Here is a 21,293-nt window from a genome sequence, read left to right on the forward strand (position 1 = left end):
TGGATCTACTGTAGAGCCGAGCCCACGCTCGGCTGCTCTTCGGGCCATCAGCCGAGCATAGGCTCGGCTCTACCTCAATCCTTGGTCACGCGATTGATCTCGGCCAGGCTGGTCACACCCGCGGCGGCCTTCTTCAACGCCGACTGTCGCAGGTCATTCACCCCGATCTGCTGCGCCGCCTCGGCAATCTGCAGCGCATTGCCACCGGCCAGCACGATCGTGGCGATCTCATCGGTCATCGGCATCACCTGGTAGATGCCGGTTCGGCCCTTGTAGCCCTCGGTGCACTCATCGCAGCCCACCGCCTCGTACAGCTGGATGCCCGCATCCAGCTGCGCCTGGGTGAAGCCCTCGGCCAGCAGCGCATGCTCCGGCAGATTGGCTGGGCGCTTGCAGTTGCCGCACAACCGGCGTGCCAGGCGCTGCGCGATCACCAGCGTCACCGAGCTGGTGATGTTGTACGGGGCGATACCCATGTTCATCAGGCGCGCGATGGTCTGCGGCGCATCGTTGGTATGCAGCGTGGACAGCACCATGTGGCCGGTCTGCGCCGCCTTGATCGCAATCTCGGCCGTCTCCAGGTCGCGGATTTCGCCGACCATGATGATGTCCGGATCCTGTCGCAGGAACGAGCGCAGCGCCGCGGCGAAGGTCATGCCGCGCTTGTTGTTCTGCTGCACCTGGTTCACACCGGGCAGGCGGATTTCCACCGGGTCTTCGGCGGTGGAGATGTTGCGCGTCTCGTCGTTGAGGATGCCCAGCGCGGTATACAGCGACACCGTCTTGCCCGAACCGGTCGGGCCGGTCACCAGCACCATGCCGTACGGCTTGTGGATGGCGTCGTGGAACAGCTTCTGCTGGTCCGGTTCGTAGCCCAGCTTGTCGATGCCCAGCTTGGCCGCGCTGCCATCGAGGATACGCAGCACCACCTTTTCACCGAACAGGGTCGGCAGCGTGCTCACGCGGAAGTCGATCTGCTTGGTCTTGGACAGGTTCAGCTTGATGCGCCCGTCCTGCGGCACGCGCTTCTCGGCGATATCCAGCTGCGCCATCACCTTCAGGCGCGCGGCGATGCGCTGGTTCAACTTCACCGGCGCGCGCGCCACCATCTTCAGCAGGCCGTCGATGCGCAGGCGCACGCGGTAATCATCTTCGTAGGGCTCGAAGTGGATGTCCGATGCGCCCTTGCGGATCGCATCCACCAGCACCTTGTTCACGAACTTCACCACCGGGGTGTCGTCGCCCTTGGCGTCGATGCCAGAGTCGCCACCCGCGTTGTCTTCGTCGCCCAGGCCAACATCGAGGTTGGCCATACCCTCGTCGTCGCCGCCCAGCGCATCGCCGATGGTGTCGTGGCTGGCGTGCCACTGCTCCAGCGTCCGGCGGATCTGGTCTTCATCAACCAGGATTGGTTCCACCACCAGATTGGTGTGGAACTTGATCTCGTCCAGCGCATGGGTCGGGTTGCTGGTGCCCACGAACAGCTTGCCACCGCGTTTGAACAGCGGCAGCACGTTGTGCTTGCGCAGCAGCTCCTCGCTGACCAGGCTCATCGCGTTCTGGCTGGCATCGAAGGTGGACACGTCGAACAAGGGCATGCCGAACTCGACCGCGTTGGCGGCGGCAAGCTGCGAAGCACTGACCAGCTTGTTCTGCGCGAACCACGTCGGCAGCGGCTGACGGGCCGCCGTGGCCTTGGCCATGGCGTCGCGGGCGGATGCCTCGTCCAGGGCGCCGTCTTGGACCAGGCGGCGGGCCAGGCCGGTGATGCCGACGAGGTTTGGGGTGGTGACTGTGTTCATCGCTTTTACTCCTACTCCCCAGCGGAGGTTACCGGAGCATCTAGCTGGTTGAAAGCACTCGAACGAATGGATCAAACAATTTAACCAAGATCCCACAGGTGCCAACGGACCATGACACTAGACATGTCTCAACGACACTCCGGCGGGATGTACTTCCTCTCCCCGTCGACTGTGCTACACCGCCAGCGGACCACTTCATTGGGATTGTAGGATGGTGCAAGCTGCAAGGTAATCGCGCCTGCTTTCACGGTGGTTCTAACCGTAAGCACCCCATTGCCTGAGCAGCTCATCGAGGCGACATTCTCTGTCCCAGAAGCAAGCGCATCGACACCGAGACAAGCAGATGAATCCAGCGCGTTCTTGTTGTTTACATTTTCGGTGACGGTGACTTTGGCATACGAGGCGAGAACAATGGCCTCGGAAACCCGTGCCTTAACGGTGTAGTTCTGATAGGCCGGCAATGCAATCGCCGCTAGGATTGCAAGAATTGCGACAACTATCATCAACTCAATGAGGGTAAAGCCGCGTTGAACATTCATACCCTGTGCCTCCCCATGGCACGAAACAGAAAAATACTGCCCCCACCCACTCTCGACTGTGAGCGTCGCTCAGAATTGGGCGAACACGCAGTCAACGAACAGGTAGTAGGAAGGTGCTTTCCCGGCCAAGGAGCTCCCCTGTTGGCCATCTTCCACATTGCGAGCCAAGAAATGAAAATGGGGGGCAGCTGCCCCCCATCTTTTTAGTCAAGCTCTGGCATCAAGGCCGATATCAGCCACCCGAACCGCCACCCGAACCGCCACCCGAACCGCCACCACCAGCAGCGGCAGCGCGGCACTCAGCCGGGTAGTACTTCGCTGCACTACCGCTACCAACACACTTCCAGGTGGTACCAACTGCACCGGCCTGCGCAGTCGGGGTGTAGGTCAGCACAGTGCTCTTGCCCTTGTCTGCGGTCATGGTCACCGCAATGGCACCAGAAGCGGGCGTGCAGGTCATTGAGGCAACGTTGGGATTGTTTGCTGGGATAGCAGTATCCACGCCGACGCATGCGTCAGCAGGAACCGCGCCGCCATTGTTTGCAATGTTTTCGGCAACAGTAGTCTTTGCACCGGATGCCAACACGGCCGCCTCTGAAACGCGGGCACGGACGGTGTAGTCCTGGTATGCCGGCAGAGCAATCGCGGCAAGAATGGCGATGATCGCAACAACGATCATCAATTCAATCAGGGTGAAGCCCTTTTGGTTCTTCATGGTGATACATCCCCAAGATAAGTGGTGATTAGATTCGAGTGCCCGGCCGAGCAGGCCGACGGTCCCGCGGGTGGAGCAACGCAGGTTGCATGCCAACTCCCGGCATGCCTCCCCCTGGATTTCCCCGAAGCAATGATGGCAGCAATTCTGCGGATGGGAACCCCCCCCAGTCGTTTTTGCGATGGACACAACAATGTGACGCTTTGCGTCACCTTCCGCCACAGAGTGCCAAGAACCCTGTGCTGCGTCACGTTGGCAGTCTCCCCTGATCGCTCCGAACCCGCTAACATCCCTAGCCATGGTGCCCGCCTGGGGATGGCGGGCCTTGGGGAGCTAACATGTCTGTCAGTCGCAGTGCGATCAAGAGTGGGTCTGTGGCGCGAGGCGCCATGGAATTGCAGCCGTTTGTCTGGGAGGGGACCGACAAGCGGGGTATCAAGATGAAGGGCGAGCAGCTGGCGAAGAATGCCAACCTGCTACGTGCCGAGCTTCGGCGTCAAGGAATCAACCCAAGCCAAGTAAAACCAAAGCCCAAACCTCTGTTTGGCAGTGCCGGCAAGGCCGTCAGCGCAAAGGACATATCCTTCTTCAGTCGTCAGATGGCGACAATGATGAAGTCGGGCGTTCCGATCGTTTCTGCACTGGAGATCATCGGCAGCGGGCATAAGAACCCGCGAATGAAAAAGATGGTCGACACAATCCGCACGGATATCGAAGGCGGCTCCTCTTTGTACGAGGCCATCAGCAAGCACCCTGTCCAATTTGACGAACTCTACCGCAACCTAGTAAGAGCAGGTGAAGGCGCAGGTGTCTTGGAGACCGTGCTCGACACGGTTGCCACTTACAAAGAGAACATCGAAGCCCTCAAGGGGAAGATAAAGAAAGCCTTGTTCTATCCGGCGATGGTTGTGGCGGTCGCAGTCATAGTATCTGCCATTCTGCTGATGTTCGTTGTTCCCCAGTTCGAAGAAGTCTTCAAGGGATTTGGTGCCGAGCTGCCGGCGTTCACTCAGATGATCGTCGCTGCCTCCCGCCTGATGCTGTCGTGGTGGTGGCTGTTGTTAATCCTGACCGTCGGGTCGGTAATTGGGTTTGTCGTGGCATACAAGCGATCCCCAAAGCTGAAGCATGGCTTGGACCGTACCATCCTCAAAGTTCCGGTGATCGGCCAGATCATGCACAACAGCTCGATCGCCCGTTTCGCCCGCACCACGGCAGTGACATTCAAGGCTGGCGTGCCGCTGGTGGAGGCCCTGGGCATCGTGGCTGGCGCCACAGGTAACAAGGTCTATGAGGAAGCCGTACTGCGAATGAGGGACGACGTCTCGGTGGGCTACCCGGTCAACATGGCCATGAAGCAGCTGAACCTGTTCCCGCACATGGTCATCCAGATGACCGGCATCGGCGAAGAGGCGGGCGCCCTGGACGCCATGCTGTTCAAGGTGGCTGAATACTACGAGCAGGAAGTGAACAATGCCGTGGATGCCTTGAGCAGTCTGCTGGAACCGATGATCATGGTGTTCATTGGTACCATTGTCGGCGGTATGGTCATCGGCATGTACCTGCCCATCTTCAAACTCGGCGCCGTCGTCGGCTAAAGGTATCAATGGCATTTCTCGACCAGCACCCCGGCCTCGGCTACCCCGCCGCGGCCGCCCTGGGACTGCTGCTGGGCAGTTTCCTGAACGTGGTCATCCTGCGGCTGCCCAAGCGGCTGGAGTGGCAGTGGAAGCGCGATGCGCGCGAAGTCCTGGAGGAACCGGACTTCTATGAGCCCCCGCCACCGGGGATCGTGGTGGAGCCGTCGCACTGCCCCCACTGCAAGCACAAGCTGAGCTGGTACGAGAACATCCCGCTGTTCAGCTGGATCATCCAGGGCGGCAAGTGCCGCCACTGCAAGGCGCCGATCTCGCTGCAGTACCCGCTGGTGGAGGCCCTGACCTCGGTACTGGTGCTGGCCTGCGTCTGGCAGTTCGGCTTCGGCTGGCAGGGCTTCGGTGCCATCGTGCTGACCTGCTTCCTGATCGCTTTGTCCGGTATCGACCTGCGCACGCAGCTGCTGCCCGACCAGCTGACCCTGCCGCTGATGTGGCTGGGGCTGATAGGCAGCATCGACAACCTGTACATGCCGGCCAAGCCCGCCCTGGTGGGTGCGGCGGTGGGTTACCTGTCGCTGTGGACGGTCTGGTGGCTGTTCAAGCAGCTGACCGGCAAGGAAGGCATGGGCCACGGCGACTTCAAGCTGCTGGCGGCGCTGGGCGCCTGGTGCGGGCTGAAGGGCATCCTGCCGATCATCCTGTTGTCGTCGGTGCTGGGCGCCATCATCGGCTCGATCTGGCTGTACAGCCGCGGTCGTGACCGGGCCACGCCCATCCCGTTTGGCCCCTATCTGGCCATCGCCGGCTGGCTGTACTTCATGTGGGGTGCGCCGCTGGTGGAGCAGTACCTGGTGATGAGCGGGCTGCGCTGAGGGGAGTCCCCATGAGCCGCTATGTAGTTGGCCTGACCGGAGGCATCGCCTCCGGCAAGAGCGAAGTGACCCGGCGCTTCGAGGCGCTGGGGATCGTGGTGGCCGACGCCGATCTGGCTGCCCGTGCCGTAGTGGCCGCCGGCAGCCCGGCGCTGGCCCGCATTGCCGAGCGCTTCGGCGCCGACATGCTGCTGGCCGACGGCAGCCTTGACCGGGGCCGCCTGCGCGCTCACGTGTTCGCCGACCCGGCCGAGCGGACGGCGCTGGAAGCGATCACCCACCCGGCTATCCGCCTGCTGATGCAGCAGCAGTGCGAGCAGGCCACCAGCGCCTATGCGATTGCGGCCATTCCGCTGCTGACCGAGGTGGGTGGGCGGAAGGCCTACCCGTGGCTGGACCGGGTGTTGCTGGTGGATGCGCCCGAAGCCGTGCAGCACGCCCGGCTGATGCAGCGCGATGGTATCGACGCGGCGCTGGCCGACCGGATGATTGCTGCCCAGGCCAGCCGCGCACAGCGGTTGGCGCTGGCCGACGACGTGGTGGTCAATGATGGGCAGCCGGAGGACCTGCAGGTGCAGGTGGAACAGTTGCATGCGCGGTATCTGGGGTTGGCCAGGGGTTGAGGCCGGGTTGCCGGCCAGCGGCCGGCACTACCGAAGCGAATCCTCGCGTGGATCTGGGGATCTGCTGTAGAGCCGAGCCCATGCTCGGCTGCGACCATCAAGCCGAGCATCGGCTCGGCTCTACAAAGCGCTCTGCATCCACGCGTGGCACGGATCTACTCCAGCTGCAGGCGGGCGTAGTGGGCGAGTTCACGGGCGCCGAGCAGCAGGCCGTCGACCACATCGGGATTGAGTTGCTGGTGGGCGCCGCCCTGCTCTCGCGCGATTTCCGCAGCGTGCAGTAGCTGGATCAGGGTGCCCAGACCAGCGAGCGTGCGGCTGAGGCCGGCCATCGTGGCTGCCTGCGCCGGGCTGCCCCCCTGCACGTCCAACGGCTGGCCGTCGGCGGCGTCGCGGCCATCCATGCGCGCCAGCAGGGCGGGCAGCAGGTCCTTGGGGTCATCCAGCAGAACCTCGACACGCTCGGTGACGTCGGCAGGCAGCAGGTTGGCCGCGTCGCCGATCAGGGCGTGCAGCTGGGGGAACAGCGGGCGGGTGGACATGGTGGAGCTCCTCGCAGTCGGCAGGCCACCTGCAGATGCAAGGTGGCGGACGGTGCGGGTTGGCGTACCGGACAACTCCCAGATGGATGGAAACTCCGGCGGATTCCCGGGAATCCCCACGCACCGCCCGCCATGAAGCGAGCACAGTGCATTGTCCGCGATGCCGCGCGAGGCATCGGAAGCTTTCCATCTAACAGTTGATTTCAGGACGCCAATCCCGGCCAAGGCACCTGCCCCGGCCAGGCCATCAGGCCATCGCCGCACGCGGCGATCTGTAAGGAAATTCCCAAGTGCGGCGCGGGCTTGCCAATGCGTGCGCTGGAACACGCGCGGGGCGCGGCAGCGATCACGGTGGTGTCGTGTTGGGCCTGAGGCCCGATCATCGCGCGAGGGGAATTCGGTGGCACAAGCGACACAGCGCGCGATGCAAGGTCGGCAGGGTTCGTGCCGACCGAGGTCGGCACCACCAAAGCAGGGCCCTTACAGCGGCTTCGGCGAGAACGTCAGGGTGGCGATCACGCCACGCTGGCCACCGGGGCGCACGCTCACCTGCCAGCCGTACAGATCGCACAGGCGGCTGACGATCGACAGGCCGATGCCGCCGCCCTGCGAATGGCCGGCGTGGGTGCCACGGTAGCCACGCTGGAACAGCTTGGCTGCGTCTTCCTCGCTCAGGCCCGGGCCGCTGTCGGTTACCGACACCGAATTGGTGCCGACGAAAACGCGTACCTCGCCGTCCTGCGAGTACTTCACGGCATTGCCGATCAGGTTGCCCAGTGCCACCGACAGCGCCGCCTCGGGCGCATCGATCACCAGGTTGCGCTCACCTTCCAGCAGCAGTTCCAGCGGCTTGCCACCCAGCTGCGCACGATGCGCGTCCAGCAGTTGCTCGGCCACGCGGGCGACGTTGCTGGTGCCCTGCCCGCGCTCGTTGCGCGACAGCAGCAGCAGCGCGCCGATCAGGTCGCTGCACTGCTGTTCGGCACGCTGGATGCGCTGCAGGCGCTGCAGCACCTTCTCGTCCAGGCCGGGCCGGGTCAGCAGCAGCTCGGTGGCGCCACGGATCACCGCCAACGGCGTGCGCAGCTCATGGCTGACGTCTGCATTGAACTCACGGTCGCGCTGCACCACTTCGGTCAGTCGCGAGGAATAGTCGTCCAGCGCCTGTGCCAACTGCCCCACTTCGTCGTCGGGGAAGCGTGGCGCCAGCGGTTCGGGATCGCTGGTGCCGCCGCGATAGGCACGCAGCCGCGCAGCCAGATCCGACACCGGCTTCATCACCTTCGACGCCGACCACCAGCCCAGCACCAGCGACAACACGCTGAACACCAGCACCGACAGCACCAGCGCGCGGTTGAGCTGCTTGCCGCCGCGCACGCTGTCGGTCATGTCATAGGCAAGGAAGAACCAGGCGTCGGGCGTCTTGCGCACGGCCAGCTTGTAGGAGTACGGCTCGCCGTGCTCGTCACCGCTGACGCTGTGGATGCCATCGGAGAAGCCCGCCCACTGCGCGCGTTCTTCGCGCACCCGGTCGAACTTGTCCTTCGAATAGGCATAGGCCCTGATCTGCAGCACCGGCGCGTCCGGGTTATGCCCGGGGTGCTCGTAATAGCGGCGCGCATACTCGTCGATGTTGCGGTTCATCAGCTCTTCCACCAGCTGGTTTTCCACGCGCAGGCGGGCCCAGTTGGTGGCGAACGCGAACAGTGTCGTCAGGCAGAAGCCCAACAACACGAACGAAACAATGATGCGGCTGCGCAGGCGCCGCCGATAAGGCGTGCGCCGGCGCTCCCCCTTGGTTGCCACCGAATCAGGCTTCCGGGGTGGCGATGCGGTATCCGATGCCATGGCGGGTCTGGATCAGCGGCACTTCAAACGGCTTGTCGACCACCGCACGCAGGCCATGGATGTGCACGCGCAGGGAATCGGAATCGGGCAGTTCTTCGCCCCACACACGGGTTTCCAGTTCCTGGCGGGTCACCACGGCCGGGGCCGCTTCCATCAGCGCCTGCAGGATCTTCAGTGCGGTCGGATTGAGCTGCAGCAGCTTGCCCTGGCGGCGCACTTCCAGCGTATCCAGGTTGTATTCCAGATCGCCGGTTTCCAGCACGCGGGTCTGCACGCCCTTGCCGCGACGCGACAGGGCGTTCAGACGCACTTCCACTTCCTGCAGCGCGAACGGCTTGATCAGGTAGTCGTCCGCGCCGGAATCGAAGCCCGCCAGCTTGTTGTCCAGCGAGTCGCGGGCGGTGAGCATCAGCACCGGGGTCTGCTTGCGCGCTTCGTTGCGCAACTTGCGGCAGACCTCGATGCCGTCCATGCCTGGCAGATTGAGATCCAGCACGATCGCGTCGAACTCGTGCACCACGGCCAGGTGCAGACCGGTAACCCCGTCAGCCGCGAAGTCCACGGTGTGGCCCCGGTCCTCCAGGTAGTCGCCCAGGTTGGCCGCAATGTCGCTGTTGTCTTCGATTACCAGGATTCTCACTGTCACCTCTTAATTAAAAATCGCTTGTATTCATGCGTGTGCCGAGACGTTGGGCCTGCTGCAACTGGTTATCGCTCTCTTCTCTCTTGCGATTCCGTTCGGCCACCGTCATGCAACTCGTCTGTGGCCGATTGGAACCCACAATCCGTTCGCGCCTGCATATTAGACGACTATCTTCACGCGCCTGTGTCAAAACTGTGTTCACGATCTGCTGGTCATTGAACACTTGGGTTCGTGTCGATTCAGGCATGCTCGCCGCCTCCGGGAAGCGTTCCGAAGCCGATCGCAGGCGTCCCAGCACCTCGCGCACGCGGCTGCGCTCATCGGGTTTGAGCTCCGAATAGGTCTTGCCATCATTGATATCGGTCTCGATCCGCTCGACTTCTGCCAGCAGGGGCTTGCCCGGCCGGATCACCGCGGCCTTATCGTTGCCCGCCCATGCAACGGAAGACAGAGCGGCGCAGGAAAGCAGGCACGTCAAGAGCAATCCATGTTTCATGGCAAACGTATCCTTGTTCGAATGTGAATGCCGACTGTATTGACGTCCCTTCATATGAGCAAGTGCCGCTCGGGAAGAGGAAACCGGAGCTGGCCCTCACGGGCGCTGGATCGCCATAAAAAAGACCCAGGCGGTCCCCGCCTGGGTCTGAAGTCGTATCCCGATACCGATCCTGCTGAGAGGCAGAGCTGCGGTTCGCTGAAGGCTACGCCGACGCCGATTAAAGGCGTGTTAAAGCCGGCCTCATTTGCCCATGAGAATTTCAAGTGATTGATTAATCATGGCTTTTTTATCTTCTCGACGTGCTCGATGATGCGCGTGGCCACATCCACCCCGCAGGCGGCTTCAATGCCCTCCAGCCCTGGCGTGGAGTTGACCTCCAGCACTAGCGGCCCGCGCGCGGAGCGGATCAGGTCCACGCCACAGACCGACAGGCCCAGCGCCTTGGCCGAGCGCACCGCCACCTGCTGTTCGGCGCGGCTGGCCTTGGCCGCCACCGCGGTGCCGCCGGCATGCAGGTTGGAGCGGAAGTCCCCTTCCGGCGCCTGGCGCTGCATCGACGCCACCACTTGGTCACCGACCACGAAGCAGCGCAGGTCGGCGCCCTTGGCTTCGCCGATGAACTCCTGCATCAGGAAATTGGCATACAGGCCCCGCAGGGCCTCGACGATGCCACGCGAAGCACTGGCCTTCTCGGTGAGGATCACCCCCCGTCCCTGGGTACCTTCGTTGAGCTTCACCACGTGTGGCGGCGGGCCGAGCATGGACAGCAGGTCGACGGTGTCATCCGGGTTGTCGCCGAACACGGTGACCGGCATGTCGATGCCCTTGGCGGCCAGCAGCTGGTGCGCACGCAGCTTGTCGCGCGAACGCAGGATCGCGTCGGAGGGGTTGGGCGTACGCGCCCCCATCAGCTCGAACTGGCGTAGCACGGCGGTGCCATAGCGGGTGATCGAGGCACCGATGCGCGGAATGACCATGTCCACGCCGGTCATCGGCCGGCCCTTGTAGTGCATCGAGAAACCATCGGCGGCAATGCGCATGTAGCAGCGCAGCGGGTCGAGGATGCGTACGGTGTGGCCGCGCGCGCGGGCCGCCTCGACCAGCCGGCGGGTGGAGTACAGGGAGCTGTTGCGGGACAGGATGGCGAGCTTCATCGCGGCAGGATCGGACGGCAGGCGCGCAGCATAGCGCGGGCGTGTGGCGGGTGGATGATGCCCTGCGGCGTGGCTTGACCGGCAGCGGGCGGCACACTGCGCGGACCTGTTCAGCGCGCATGGAGCGGCCGATGGCGATCACCGTGTTCCCACGATTTTCCGAGGTGGACGTGCTTGGCCACGTCACCAACACCGCCCTGCCCGTCTGGTTCGAGGAAGGCCGCCAGGAGATCTTCCGGCATTTCAGCCGCGAGGCCAGCATGCGCGACCTGACGCTGATCCTGCGTCGCTACGAGATCGACTTCCTGCAGCAGATACAGGCCGGGCACGAAGTGCGCATCGAGACCCGCATCGAGAACATCGGCCGCTCCTCGCTGTCGATCGTGCAGCAGGCATTCCAGTTCGAGGCCCTGGTGGCCACCGGGCGTTGCGTGATGGTGCATTTCGACTACACCGCCAACGCCTCGCGCGCCATCGATGCAGAGCAGCGCCGGGCGTTGTCCGGGCTGTTTACCGAGGAGTATGCGCAGCGGGTGCAGGCGGCAGACGCATGAGTCATCCGCACTCGGTACTGCCCGCAGCCCATTTCCTGAGCTTTTCCAGCGCTTTCCCAGCATGCATCGACGACGCATGCCGGAACCTCCTTGTTCGATTCAACGCTGTCTAACCTGTGACTGACGTCCGCTGATCCGCGCGGGGCAGGCGCAGCGAGAAGCGTCCTTCGCGGACACGCACGGCCAGTGCGGTTTCCCGCCATTCCACAGGCAAGGCGAGTGCCGTGTGTGGCGTGGGGATGCGTGTGATCGCGTCGAACGTCCAGTGTTCCTCATAGGCGTCGCAGCGAAGCGTTCCGTCATCGCCAGCCTCGATCACATCGATCCAGGCCGCACTGCGGGCCTTGCCGCTGCCGCCCGTCGCACGGCGGCCAATGGCCTGCCAACGCCCCTGCCAGTGGACGAGCCATACGCCCTCGATGGGACGCAGATCCCCATCAAGCACGCTGCCCGCCACCACCACGCATCGTCCGGACGGGCTGGTGATCACCGTCTCCAGATCGCAGGCGTGACGGTCACTGGGCTCGCCATCGAGACAGAGCGCGTACGGGCAGATGCGCGCGAACAGGGTCGGATGCGCGGTCAGGCGCAGATCGTCGGGCAGCAGCGGGATGGCCCGCAGCACCCGGGCATCCGGCAGGACATGCCGCAATGCCTGCGGCAGCCCGGCGGCCAGTGCGGGATGCTCCGGTTCCAGCCATAGACCCCGGCAGGGGCGCAGCGTGCTCGATCGGCAGGGAAGATCCCGCAACCACATCGCGGCTTCGGCATCCCCGCCAAGCTGCCGGCGCTCGTGCAGCTCCTGCCAGAACAGGCTGGGAACAATCGTCAGCAGATGCATCACCTTCTTGTCCGCTTCGTCGTAGACGATCACCGCTTCGCTGCGATCAATGTAGCCACTGGCCACGCGCAGCGCGCTTCCCGCCAGCGTCTGCCACTCGCCACTGGCATCGTGGCTGCCTCCGGTGGATACGCCCTCGACAATGGCGCCATCGCGCAGCATCTGGGTGCTGTAGGCCGGCCCTCCCATGCCCAGCTCCCCCCAATCCAACAGGACATCATGCGTGGGCGGGCGTGTGGCAAAGGGCAGCGTCGCCCGCGAGCGCAGCAGTGCGCCGCCTACGGCATCGCCGACCAGATCGAAGCGCTGCAGCACGCCACCCACTGCAAGGCACGCGGCCAGGGCGACAACCACGCCCAGCGGCGACCACCAGGCCACGCAGATGGCGACCAGGACCAGGAACGGCAGCCACTGGGTGAAACGGCGGAGGGCGATTCGATCAACGGTCATGCGGGCAGGGTGACTGCGATTGCGCACCATTCAAACCTTCAACGCGGTGCCAGGCAATGGGGGTCGAACCGGCATTGCCGCTAGACTTTCCCTGATGATGGAACCGATGCCGTGAACCGCCGGAATCTGCTGCTGGACGTACTACCGCGATGGAGAGCGCTGGCCAAGGATCCGGGAGTACCGCGCCGCATGCTTCGCCTGCCGGACTGGCAGGCGGACTGGAACGCGGGCATGGCCCTGCTTGCGCGTCATGCGCGCAATGGCGGTGAACCTGCGGAGGAGCCGCTGCAGGGGTATGCGACGCTGGAGCATGCCTACGGCTGGGAAGCGGTTGCCCAGACCGGCAGCAACCTGCTGCTGAAAGGCATCGACCGCGGCTTCGCCCCCACGGCATTGCAGCAGATGCATGCCGACGTGACAGAGCTGTGGCTGGAACACGCACGTTTGCTGGCGTTAGCCCGGGACAGCCTGCAACAGCAAGGCCACGACATCGCGCTGGCCGCGTCGTTGCAACCGCGTACAACGCAGCACTACGAATACGCACTACAGTTGTTGTCACTGGGCGTGCTGCTGGATGCGCAGGATCGTCTTCCGGCGCTGGTGGAGCAGGTGCTCTGCTTCGAAACCGACCGCGTGCTGGACTACCTCAGCGCGCCGGCAATCGGCCTTGCCGAAGCCAGCGATGCGATATTCCATCCGCGCCCGTTCGCCGAGCTGTTCGCGCCATTGCGCGACGGTGAAGCGTTCGACCCTTCACTGCTGGCCGGCTACCTGCAGGTGCAGTACCGCGACTTCTTCCTGCTGTCGCCCAAAGCCCAGAAGCGGACCCGACGCCTGACCGGACCGAATGCCTGGGGCTACTGGGCGCTTGAAGTAGCAGCGCTGGTGGTGCTGTATGGCGGCGACGATGCCGCGCTGCGCACCTGCCCGCACTACCCTTCCGACCTGGTGGACTTCGCCCGGCGCTGAGTCAGGCGCCCGGCAGACCGGATATGCCGCCGAATCGATTCTCCTCCTCGTTGCCCGGCAGCAGCATGACCGGGAAGAGGACGAATACGCCCAACGGGATGAAGGCGATCACGACGTACCAGCCAGACTCGTCGATGTCATGCAGTCGTCGAACGGCCAGGGCCAGCATCGGCGGAAGGAGGACGATGACCGCGCAGACCGTCATGCCCCACCCCAGCATCCGGAACGGCTCGAAGGCCTCCCCATCGAGCAGCACGGTGCCCGTCAGCCAGTATCCGCCGTCCATCAAGGTGTAGCTCGCTGCCACCACAAGCGCAGCAGACAGGGAGTACGACCAGAACTCTTTCCGGTTGGATCGCCCTGAAAAATCAAAGCAACGCCTGAGGGGCAAAAGTGCGGGGATCATTCGCGCTCCGGGCAGCGGACGATGGGTCAACGGTTAACGATCTTTTAGCATCCCCAAGCCCAGCACCAACTGAACCCTGCGGCCCGACGGGCCCGGCAGACAGCGGAGGTTGCAGGAGCCTGCCGCAGCAGCCGCGCAGCCGGAGACGCAGCGCGAACTACCGCACATTTTCATAGGCGTGGGCATTCTGAATCGAATCACTGGCTTGCAGCAGTGGCGGATTGGTCGAACTCCAGTTTTCCAGAATGGCGCCTCTGCTAGCGTCACGACTCACTCATGGATTCGAGGTTTTGAATGGCTGCGATTTCTTTTCCGCTGATGCTTGCACTGCTTTCCGCGCAGGCTCCGATGGCCGCAAACGCAGAAAGTGACTACGCCAGAGCCGCAGCAGCATCGATCGGGCCTGGCATCTGCGACCCCGGCATGGACATGCTGCCGAACGGCGGAGGCGTGGTGATCCGGCGCTGCGGCAAGAATGGTACGGTCGCGGGCGTTGGCAGCAATATCGATGCTGCGACGGCCAACACCAATGGCTTCCTTGCCGTCGCCGAGGAAGGTCCCGTCTGCAGTGTCTTCGCGCGCGACCCCTATGTCAGCCTCCGGGCACCGGGTGTCGGCATCAAGGCGCAGTGCAGTTCCACGCCGCTTTCCGCCTATGGCATGACGACCACCACTGCGGGACAGAACCTGCTTGAGCTGGCCATCACCCTGGCGGCGACGCAGGCCTGGTGCAATGTCGACTACTACAATGGTTCGGCGCATGGCTATAAGTATCCCTACACCTGCAACCGCCCTGGCCAGTCCTGGAGCGTTGCCGGCCTTGGCTCCAGCGTCGACGATGCAAACGCAATGGCAATGCGGCTTGTGAAGAAATCTTCCAAAACCGGTACGCACTGCTATTTTGACAACGCCCAGTTGAATGGCGTCGTCTTCCGCGCATACCTGCACTGCAACGGATCGACCTATACCGGTTTCGGGAGTTCCGTCACTGCCGCGGCCAAGGACGCCGCTGCGCAAGCGGGCGCATAAGCCGCTCGGGCTGTGGTTCGGAAGAGCCACAGCCCAACACTGAGGAAAGAGATTCCGGCGCTGCTGCCACACGCTGGACCTGGGTGTGGTTCAACGAGTGCGCCGCGTCTGCCTGGGGTGAATACCCTGGAGACATGGAGCGGGCGATGGGAATCGAACCCACGTCAGTAGCTTGGGAAGCTACAGCTCTACCATTGAGCTACGCCCGCATTGCGGATGAAAGTCTATGCGGAGCGGCCGGTGTTGCGCAATGGTGGCCGCCGCACCCGCCAGGCATCGCCCGGCGCTGCCGTGCAGGCATCCCAGGCACCTTGCGGTGCCCGGGATGTTGCATTCATCAGAAGCTGCCACCCACGGTGGCGAAGATCGTCGCGTCACGGGCGCGCTTCTGGGCGGCCGTGGTGCTCAGGCCAACGTTGCCCTGCAGGCCGAACAGGTCCATGCGCGCACCCAGTACGGCGGTGGCGTAGTTCTTGTCGAAGTCCAGGCCCGGCACGCGGTAGCTGCCCAGTTCCGGCAGAGTCTGCAGCCAGGCGCTGGCCTCCTTGGTGTCCTCGAACTCGTGGTCGTAGGTCACCTGCACGTAGGGCTTGACGGTGCCGCCATCGAAGCGGGCCTGCCAGCCGACGCGGCCGACGGTCGAGTCGACGTTCTGGCGGTCGTAACCCAGCGCAGTGGCCATGGTGCCGGCGGTGGCGCTTTCGGTGTAGCCGTCGATCTTCACCTTCTGCCAGATCACCGAAGCAATCGGGCCGTGGCGGAAGCCACCTTCGGTGCCGAACTCGTAACCGGCATTCAGTGCAGCGGTCAGGTTGCTGCCATCCGGCGAACCACCATGCTCACGGGTGGCCGGGCCCAGCTGGACCTTGCGGTTCACGTCATACGACAACCAGGTGTAGCTGACCTGGCCGTTGACCCAGACGCGGTCGCCATACCAGGCAGCGAACAGGCCGGCGGTGGTGTCCTTCTGGGTGAAGTCGCCACGGCTGTTGCCGAAGTCGGCACTCATGCGGCCGAAGCCGGCGAAGCCGCCGACCACCACACCGTTGCGTGCCCAGTCGACACCGAACAGGCCGGCCGGCGCCACGCCGTCGTACAGGTCGGCGTGGTCATAGCGCTGCATGTCACCGCGCACGCCACCCCACCACGACAGGCCATCGGCCGGACGGGCGCCCAGGTGGTTGCTGACCTGGTCGGCACGCGAACGGCCGACCGTCTGTGCCGAGTGGCTCAGCACCTGCTGCAGGCGCGGAGCCTCCAGCACCGAGACGGCGTACTGGCCCAGCAGCTGGTGACCGGTCACGGTGGGATGCACGCCATCGGCGAACAGATAGGTCTGGTACGCATCGGGGCTGACGTAGGTCGTCGGGTTGCAGCCGATGATGCTGCCCGTGGTGTTGGCCGGGTTGATCTTGCAGGCGGTGCCGGTGACGTTGGTGAAGCCGTACATGCCCGGGTTGGCGGTCACTTCACGCAGGATGCTGAAGGTATCGAGCGGAATGAACTCGATGCCTGCCTGCTTCAGGCCACCGTACAGTGCCTTGTTGTAGCCCACCGACATGGCGGTGGCGGCTGCCGCGTTGGGGCCGCGGAACTGCGGGGTGATGCCCACGTCCGGCAGGTTCGGCACCAGCACGTACTGGGCGCCGGCCTGCTTCAGGGCGCCGACCAGCGCGATCTGGTCGGTGACCGCCGCGCCGATGATGCCCTGCACCTGGGCCGGCGGCGCACCCGCGCCGGCAGCGCCGGCGGCGGCAAACAAGTCGTTTGCGCCGCCCCAGACGGTATACAGGGCATTACGATCAGCCTTGCCGCCGTTTGCGGCAAGGTAACGGGCCGCCTGCGACTTCAACGACGGGATCGCGCCAAGGGCACCACCGCCTTCAACCGACACGCGGGCACCGCCGACAGCGTAGTTGTCGCCGTTCTGGCCGTTGCCGTTGGGGTCCTTGTTGAGGCCGTAGTAGTTGGCGACCTGCTGCGACCACACCCAGCCCGGGTTGGTGGTGAACTGGCCGGAGAGCCCCTGGGTGGCCTCAGGCAGCAGCGGGCGGAAATAGCCGGCGTCGGTGAGGCTGTCGCCGAAGAACACCGCCTTGGAATACGGACTTTCGCCTGCCATGGCCGGCAGCGCGGCGAGTGCGATCGCAGCCGCCATCAGGGAGCGGATCGGGTGTTTGCTGAGCTGCATCTAGGAACTCCTGTGGGGTAAATAGGTTGGAATCCGGCGCACGTACGCCGGCGCACGGTCAATGGTTTCACCGCGCCGCCGTTTGCTCACGCTGCGCCGCCGCATGGATTGTCGCCTGATCACGCCGGAACCCGCTGTGCTGGAGCTGGCGCCCGGTTCAAATTGCAAACGTTCCGATCTCGACGGGCTATCAGCGACAATGCAGGGATGAACATCCAGCTCAACGGCGAACCCCGCACCCTGCCCGCCTCGGCGACCCTCCACGACCTGCTCGAGGCCGAGCAGCTGCTGCAGCGCCGGGTGGCGGTGGAGGTCAACGGCGAGATCATCAGCCGCAGCCGCCATGGCGAGCACGTCCTGGCCGAAGGCGACATCGTGGAGATCGTGCACGCGCTGGGCGGGGGCTGAGACCTGCGCGGGTTTGCCGGCCAGCGGCCGGCACGCCATTGCGTGATCCCATCTTCAGGCGGATAGGCGATAATCGCGCCATGAACGTTCATGTCTCCCCCGATTCGCTGGTGATCGCCGGCAAGACCTATGGCTCGCGGCTGCTCACCGGCACCGGCAAGTTCAAGGATCTGGAAGAAACCCGCCTGGCCACCGAGGCTGCAGGCGCCCAGATCGTCACCGTGGCCATCCGCCGCACCAACATCGGGCAGAACCCGGGCGAGCCCAACCTGCTCGACGTGCTGCCGCCGGAGCGCTACGCCATCCTGCCCAACACCGCCGGCTGCTACACCGCCGAAGACGCGGTACGTACCTGCCGGCTGGCGCGTGAGCTGCTGGACGGCCACAACCTGACCAAGCTGGAAGTGCTGGGCGACCAGAAGACCCTGTACCCGGACGTGATGCAGACCCTCAAGGCCGCCGAACAGCTGGTCAAGGACGGCTTCGAGGTGATGGTCTACACCTCCGACGACCCGATCCTGGCCAAGCGCCTGGAAGAGATCGGCTGCGCTGCGGTGATGCCGCTGGCCGCACCGATCGGTTCGGGCCTGGGCATCCAGAACAAGTACAACCTGCTGCAGATCATCGAAGACGCCAAGGTGCCGATCATCGTCGACGCCGGCGTGGGCACCGCGTCGGACGCGGCAATCGCGATGGAGCTGGGCTGCGACGGCGTGCTGATGAACACCGCCATTGCCGGTGCACGCAGCCCGGTGCTGATGGCCAGTGCCATGCGCAAGGCGGTCGAGGCCGGCCGCGAGGCGTTCCTGGCCGGGCGCATCCCGCGCAAGCGCTACGCCAGCGCCTCCTCTCCGGTGGATGGGCTGATCGGCTGATGACCAATCCTTTCGACAGCGCCGGTTCCAAGGCCCCGCCCAAGCCCTTCACCGTCAGCGAGGGCCGCCGCGAGGTGCGCAGCTTCGTGCTGCGCCAGGGCCGCTTCACCCCCGCCCAGCAGCGCGCGTTCGACGAACGCTGGCCGCGCTTCGGCATCGATTACAACGGCCAGCCGCGTGACCTGGACGCCACCTTCGGGCGCCCGGCGCACAAGGTGCTGGAAATCGGCTTCGGCAACGGTGCCGCGCTGCGCTTCGCCGCCCAGCACGACCCGTCGCGCGACTACATCGGCATCGAAGTGCACGCGCCCGGCGTGGGCCGGCTGCTGAACGCGCTGGCCGACGACAACGCCGACCACGTGCGCCTGTACCACCACGATGCGGTGGAAGTACTGCAGAACGAGATCGCCGATGGCGCGCTCGATGAAGTGCGCATCTACTTCCCGGACCCGTGGCACAAGAAGCGCCACAACAAGCGCCGCCTGCTGCAGCCGGCGTTCGCCGAGCTGCTGGTGCGCAAGCTGCGCCCGGGTGGCCGCCTGCACTGCGCCACCGACTGGGAAGACTACGCCGAGCAGATGTGGGACGTGCTCGATGCCACCGCCGGCCTGGTCAACCGCGCCGGCCCGCGTGGCAGCGTGCCGCGCCCGGACTGGCGCCCGCAGACGCACTTCGAGACCCGCGGCCAGAAGCTCGGCCACGGCGTCTGGGACCTGCTGTACGACCGCACCTGACGATCGCCTGAGGACGCCGCGCCCCACATGGATACCGCGCTGACGCTGACCAACGACATGAAGCTCGTGCTCGGGCTGGTCGGCTTCACGATGGCGATGTTCCTGTTCGAGCGCATCCGCGCCGACGTGGTCGCGCTGGTGGTGCTGGTGGTGCTGGGTGTCACCGGCCTGATCGCGCCGGAGGAAATCTTCGGCGGTTTCTCCGGTAACGCGGTGATGAGCATCATCGCCACCACCATCCTCGGTGCCGGCCTGGACCGCACCGGGGCGCTGAACCGGCTGGCGGCCTGGCTGCTGCGGCGCGGCCATGGCGTCGAGCAGCGCTTGCTGATGATGACCACGGCCATCGCCGGCCTGAACTCGTCCTTCATGCAGAACCCGTCGGTGATGGCGCTGTACCTGCCGGTCGCCTCGCGACTGGCAGCGCGCACCGGCCTGACCCTGCAGCGCCTGCTGCTGCCGATCTCGGCGGCAATCGTGATGGGCGGCGCGCTGACCATGGTCGGCAACTCGCCGCTGATCCTGCTGAACGATCTGCTGGCCTCGGCCAACAACAACCTGCCCTCGGGCCTGGCCACCATCGAGCCGCTGCGCATGTTCGCGCCGCTGCCGATCGGCGTGGCCCTGCTGATCGCCTCGCTGCTGTATTTCCGCTACTACGGCGACCGCAAGCTGATCGAGGAAGAGAACCTGGTCAACGACGGGGTCACGCCCGCACGCACCGAGAGCTACTTCGCCAAGACCTACGGCATCGAAGGCGATGTGTTCGAGCTGGTGGTCAGCGCCGAAAGCCCGCTAGTGGGCATGACCCTGGGCGAGGCCGAGAACCTGCACGATGCGCCGCTGCTGCTGGCCCTGAAAACCGGCAACGACACCCGCCTGGCGCCGCCGGCGGAAATGCGCATCTGGGTCGGCAGCGTGCTCGGTGCGATGGGCCCGCGCGAGCAGATCCACGATTTCGCGCAGAACCAGTTCCTGCGCATGTCTTCGCGCCTGAAGCACCTGGGCGACCTGTTCAACCCGAGCCGTGCCGGTATTTCCGAGGCGGTGGTGCCGCCGACCTCCAACGTGATCGGCAAGAGCGCCGCCGACCTGCGCCTGCGCAAGGAGCGCGGCATCAGCCTGCTGGCGATCAACCGCGACAAGCAGGTGATCCGCGAGGACGTGCGCGACGTGCAGCTGCGCGCCGGCGACATGCTGGTCTTCCACAGCATCTGGACCGATCTGGCGCAGGCCGCGCGCAGCCGTGACTTCGTGGTGGTGACCGACTACCCGACCGGCGAGCAGCGCCCGCACAAGTTCAAGATCGCGATGGCGATCTTCGCGCTGACCATCCTGATCGCGCTGACCAGCAAGCTGCCGGTGGCGCTGACGCTGATGACCGGCGTGGCCGGCATGCTGCTGACCGGCGTGCTGCGCATGGACGAGGCCTATGCCTCGATCAACTGGAAGACGGTGTTCATGATGGCCGGGCTGATTCCGCTCGGCTGGGCGATGGATTCCAGTGGTGCGGCGGCATGGGTGGCCGGCCATACCATCGACAAGCTGCCGACCGGCATCCCGGTGTGGGTGCTGGAGGTGGCGCTGGCGCTGCTGACCACGGCGTTCTCGCTGGTGATCAGCCATGTGGGCGCAACCATCGTGATGGTGCCCATTGCGGTGAACCTGGCACTGGCGGCGGGTGGCAACCCGACGGCGTTCGCGCTGATCGTGGCGCTGTCGGCGTCCAACAACCTGATGACGGCGTCCAACCCGGTGATCTCGATGATCACCGGCCCGGCCAATTACACCCCGCGCGAGATGTGGCGGGTCGGCGGACCGTTGTCGCTGATCTACACCTGTGTGGTGGTGTTGATGATCAACCTGATGTTCTGACGGTCGGGTTTGTTGGCAGGGCTGCGCCCTGCACCCGCCGAAGCCGAAGCCGAAGCCGAAGCCGAAGCAACAGCAACAGCAACAGCGTGCATTCCGTGGGATGGCGGGGTGGGTCCGGTTGCGGGG

Annotated in this window: 21 protein-coding genes and 1 tRNA gene; 10 read left to right on the forward strand and 12 right to left on the reverse strand. The window is 64.7% G+C overall.

Annotated features, from left to right (window positions below):
- Window positions 1-74: 74 nt before the first annotated feature.
- From pilB to N5D45_RS16490, 3 genes are all read right to left on the reverse strand, one after another.
- Window positions 75-1,802, reverse strand: a complete 1,728-nt coding sequence (gene pilB / locus N5D45_RS16480) for a type IV-A pilus assembly ATPase PilB (protein WP_019336432.1) — start codon at window positions 1,800-1,802, stop codon at window positions 75-77.
- A gap of 128 nt (window positions 1,803-1,930) precedes the next feature.
- The gene (locus N5D45_RS16485) at window positions 1,931-2,341 is read right to left on the reverse strand and encodes a pilin (RefSeq protein WP_080355120.1); all 411 of its coding nucleotides are present in this window, start codon (window positions 2,339-2,341) and stop codon (window positions 1,931-1,933) included.
- A 232-nt stretch (window positions 2,342-2,573) separates the two neighbouring features.
- The gene (locus tag N5D45_RS16490) at window positions 2,574-3,056 is read right to left on the reverse strand and encodes a pilin (RefSeq protein ID WP_279912834.1); all 483 of its coding nucleotides are present in this window, start codon (window positions 3,054-3,056) and stop codon (window positions 2,574-2,576) included.
- A gap of 338 nt (window positions 3,057-3,394) precedes the next feature.
- Between N5D45_RS16490 and N5D45_RS16495 the strand changes: the two genes are divergently transcribed.
- Genes N5D45_RS16495 through coaE form a run of 3 tightly spaced genes read left to right on the forward strand, consistent with a single transcriptional unit; the run spans window position 3,395 to window position 6,149 of the window.
- Window positions 3,395-4,654 carry a type II secretion system F family protein gene (locus tag N5D45_RS16495; protein ID WP_049401613.1) on the forward strand — a complete coding sequence of 420 codons (1,260 nt, stop codon included), beginning with the start codon at window positions 3,395-3,397 and terminating at the stop codon, window positions 4,652-4,654.
- An 8-nt stretch (window positions 4,655-4,662) separates the two neighbouring features.
- On the forward strand, window positions 4,663-5,526 hold the full coding sequence (locus tag N5D45_RS16500; RefSeq protein ID WP_032128827.1) for an A24 family peptidase: 864 nt from the start codon (window positions 4,663-4,665) through the stop codon (window positions 5,524-5,526).
- 11 nt (window positions 5,527-5,537) lie between these two features.
- A complete protein-coding gene (gene coaE, locus N5D45_RS16505) occupies window positions 5,538-6,149 on the forward strand; it encodes a dephospho-CoA kinase (RefSeq protein WP_279939296.1) in 612 nt (203 codons plus the stop codon).
- Between the two features lie 155 nt (window positions 6,150-6,304).
- On the opposite strand, the gene N5D45_RS16510 is transcribed toward coaE, so the two are convergent.
- The 5 genes from N5D45_RS16510 to rimK form a co-directional block, all read right to left on the reverse strand.
- A complete protein-coding gene (locus tag N5D45_RS16510) occupies window positions 6,305-6,691 on the reverse strand; it encodes a hypothetical protein (protein WP_279939298.1) in 387 nt (128 codons plus the stop codon).
- 480 nt (window positions 6,692-7,171) lie between these two features.
- Window positions 7,172-8,539: a HAMP domain-containing sensor histidine kinase gene (locus tag N5D45_RS16515; RefSeq protein ID WP_032952284.1), complete on the reverse strand. Its 1,368-nt coding sequence runs from the start codon at window positions 8,537-8,539 to the stop codon at window positions 7,172-7,174.
- Window positions 8,502-9,179 (reverse strand): response regulator transcription factor, encoded by a 678-nt coding sequence (locus N5D45_RS16520; protein ID WP_005410804.1) that lies wholly within the window; start codon window positions 9,177-9,179, stop codon window positions 8,502-8,504. The genes N5D45_RS16515 and N5D45_RS16520 overlap by 38 nt, the downstream gene beginning before the upstream one ends.
- A gap of 13 nt (window positions 9,180-9,192) precedes the next feature.
- Window positions 9,193-9,678 carry a hypothetical protein gene (locus N5D45_RS16525; RefSeq protein ID WP_057504389.1) on the reverse strand — a complete coding sequence of 162 codons (486 nt, stop codon included), beginning with the start codon at window positions 9,676-9,678 and terminating at the stop codon, window positions 9,193-9,195.
- Window positions 9,679-9,956: 278 nt separating this feature from the next.
- Window positions 9,957-10,835 (reverse strand): 30S ribosomal protein S6--L-glutamate ligase, encoded by an 879-nt coding sequence (gene rimK / locus N5D45_RS16530; RefSeq protein ID WP_005418651.1) that lies wholly within the window; start codon window positions 10,833-10,835, stop codon window positions 9,957-9,959.
- A gap of 131 nt (window positions 10,836-10,966) precedes the next feature.
- On the opposite strand from rimK, the gene N5D45_RS16535 reads away from it, so the two are divergent.
- A complete protein-coding gene (locus N5D45_RS16535) occupies window positions 10,967-11,389 on the forward strand; it encodes a thioesterase family protein (protein WP_071306350.1) in 423 nt (140 codons plus the stop codon).
- Between the two features lie 109 nt (window positions 11,390-11,498).
- Here the strand turns inward: N5D45_RS16535 and N5D45_RS16540 are convergent, their stop codons facing one another.
- Window positions 11,499-12,680: a hypothetical protein gene (locus N5D45_RS16540; protein ID WP_279939299.1), complete on the reverse strand. Its 1,182-nt coding sequence runs from the start codon at window positions 12,678-12,680 to the stop codon at window positions 11,499-11,501.
- Window positions 12,681-12,791: 111 nt separating this feature from the next.
- Here N5D45_RS16540 and N5D45_RS16545 point away from each other — a divergent pair, with 111 nt between their 5' ends.
- Window positions 12,792-13,649, forward strand: a complete 858-nt coding sequence (locus N5D45_RS16545) for a PoNe immunity protein domain-containing protein (protein WP_279939301.1) — start codon at window positions 12,792-12,794, stop codon at window positions 13,647-13,649.
- 1 nt (window position 13,650) lies between these two features.
- Here N5D45_RS16545 and N5D45_RS16550 read toward each other — a convergent pair whose 3' ends face one another.
- Window positions 13,651-14,055, reverse strand: coding sequence for a DUF805 domain-containing protein (locus N5D45_RS16550; protein ID WP_019336442.1), 405 nt, complete (start codon window positions 14,053-14,055; stop codon window positions 13,651-13,653).
- A 294-nt stretch (window positions 14,056-14,349) separates the two neighbouring features.
- On the opposite strand from N5D45_RS16550, the gene N5D45_RS16555 reads away from it, so the two are divergent.
- Entirely contained in the window at window positions 14,350-15,084 is a 735-nt protein-coding gene (locus N5D45_RS16555) for a hypothetical protein (protein WP_164193766.1), read from the forward strand.
- Window positions 15,085-15,219: 135 nt separating this feature from the next.
- Here N5D45_RS16555 and N5D45_RS16560 read toward each other — a convergent pair.
- A tRNA-Gly gene (locus tag N5D45_RS16560) sits at window positions 15,220-15,293 on the reverse strand.
- A 128-nt stretch (window positions 15,294-15,421) separates the two neighbouring features.
- Window positions 15,422-17,275 (reverse strand): autotransporter domain-containing protein, encoded by a 1,854-nt coding sequence (locus tag N5D45_RS16565; RefSeq protein ID WP_279939303.1) that lies wholly within the window; start codon window positions 17,273-17,275, stop codon window positions 15,422-15,424.
- A 207-nt stretch (window positions 17,276-17,482) separates the two neighbouring features.
- Here N5D45_RS16565 and thiS point away from each other — a divergent pair, with 207 nt between their 5' ends.
- The 4 genes from thiS (at window position 17,483) to N5D45_RS16585 (ending at window position 21,167) form a co-directional block, all read left to right on the forward strand.
- A complete protein-coding gene (thiS, locus tag N5D45_RS16570) occupies window positions 17,483-17,683 on the forward strand; it encodes a sulfur carrier protein ThiS (protein ID WP_049454766.1) in 201 nt (66 codons plus the stop codon).
- Window positions 17,684-17,763: 80 nt separating this feature from the next.
- Complete coding sequence (locus N5D45_RS16575) at window positions 17,764-18,558, forward strand: thiazole synthase (RefSeq protein WP_279939305.1); 795 nt, start codon at window positions 17,764-17,766, stop codon at window positions 18,556-18,558.
- Window positions 18,558-19,292 (forward strand): tRNA (guanosine(46)-N7)-methyltransferase TrmB, encoded by a 735-nt coding sequence (trmB, locus tag N5D45_RS16580; RefSeq protein WP_010481468.1) that lies wholly within the window; start codon window positions 18,558-18,560, stop codon window positions 19,290-19,292. The genes N5D45_RS16575 and trmB overlap by 1 nt, the downstream gene beginning before the upstream one ends.
- 27 nt (window positions 19,293-19,319) lie before the next feature.
- Complete coding sequence (locus tag N5D45_RS16585) at window positions 19,320-21,167, forward strand: SLC13 family permease (RefSeq protein ID WP_049413367.1); 1,848 nt, start codon at window positions 19,320-19,322, stop codon at window positions 21,165-21,167.
- Window positions 21,168-21,293: the final 126 nt, after the last annotated feature.

The organism is Stenotrophomonas sp. GD03819 (assembly GCF_029841665.1).
Classification (GTDB): domain Bacteria; phylum Pseudomonadota; class Gammaproteobacteria; order Xanthomonadales; family Xanthomonadaceae; genus Stenotrophomonas; species Stenotrophomonas geniculata.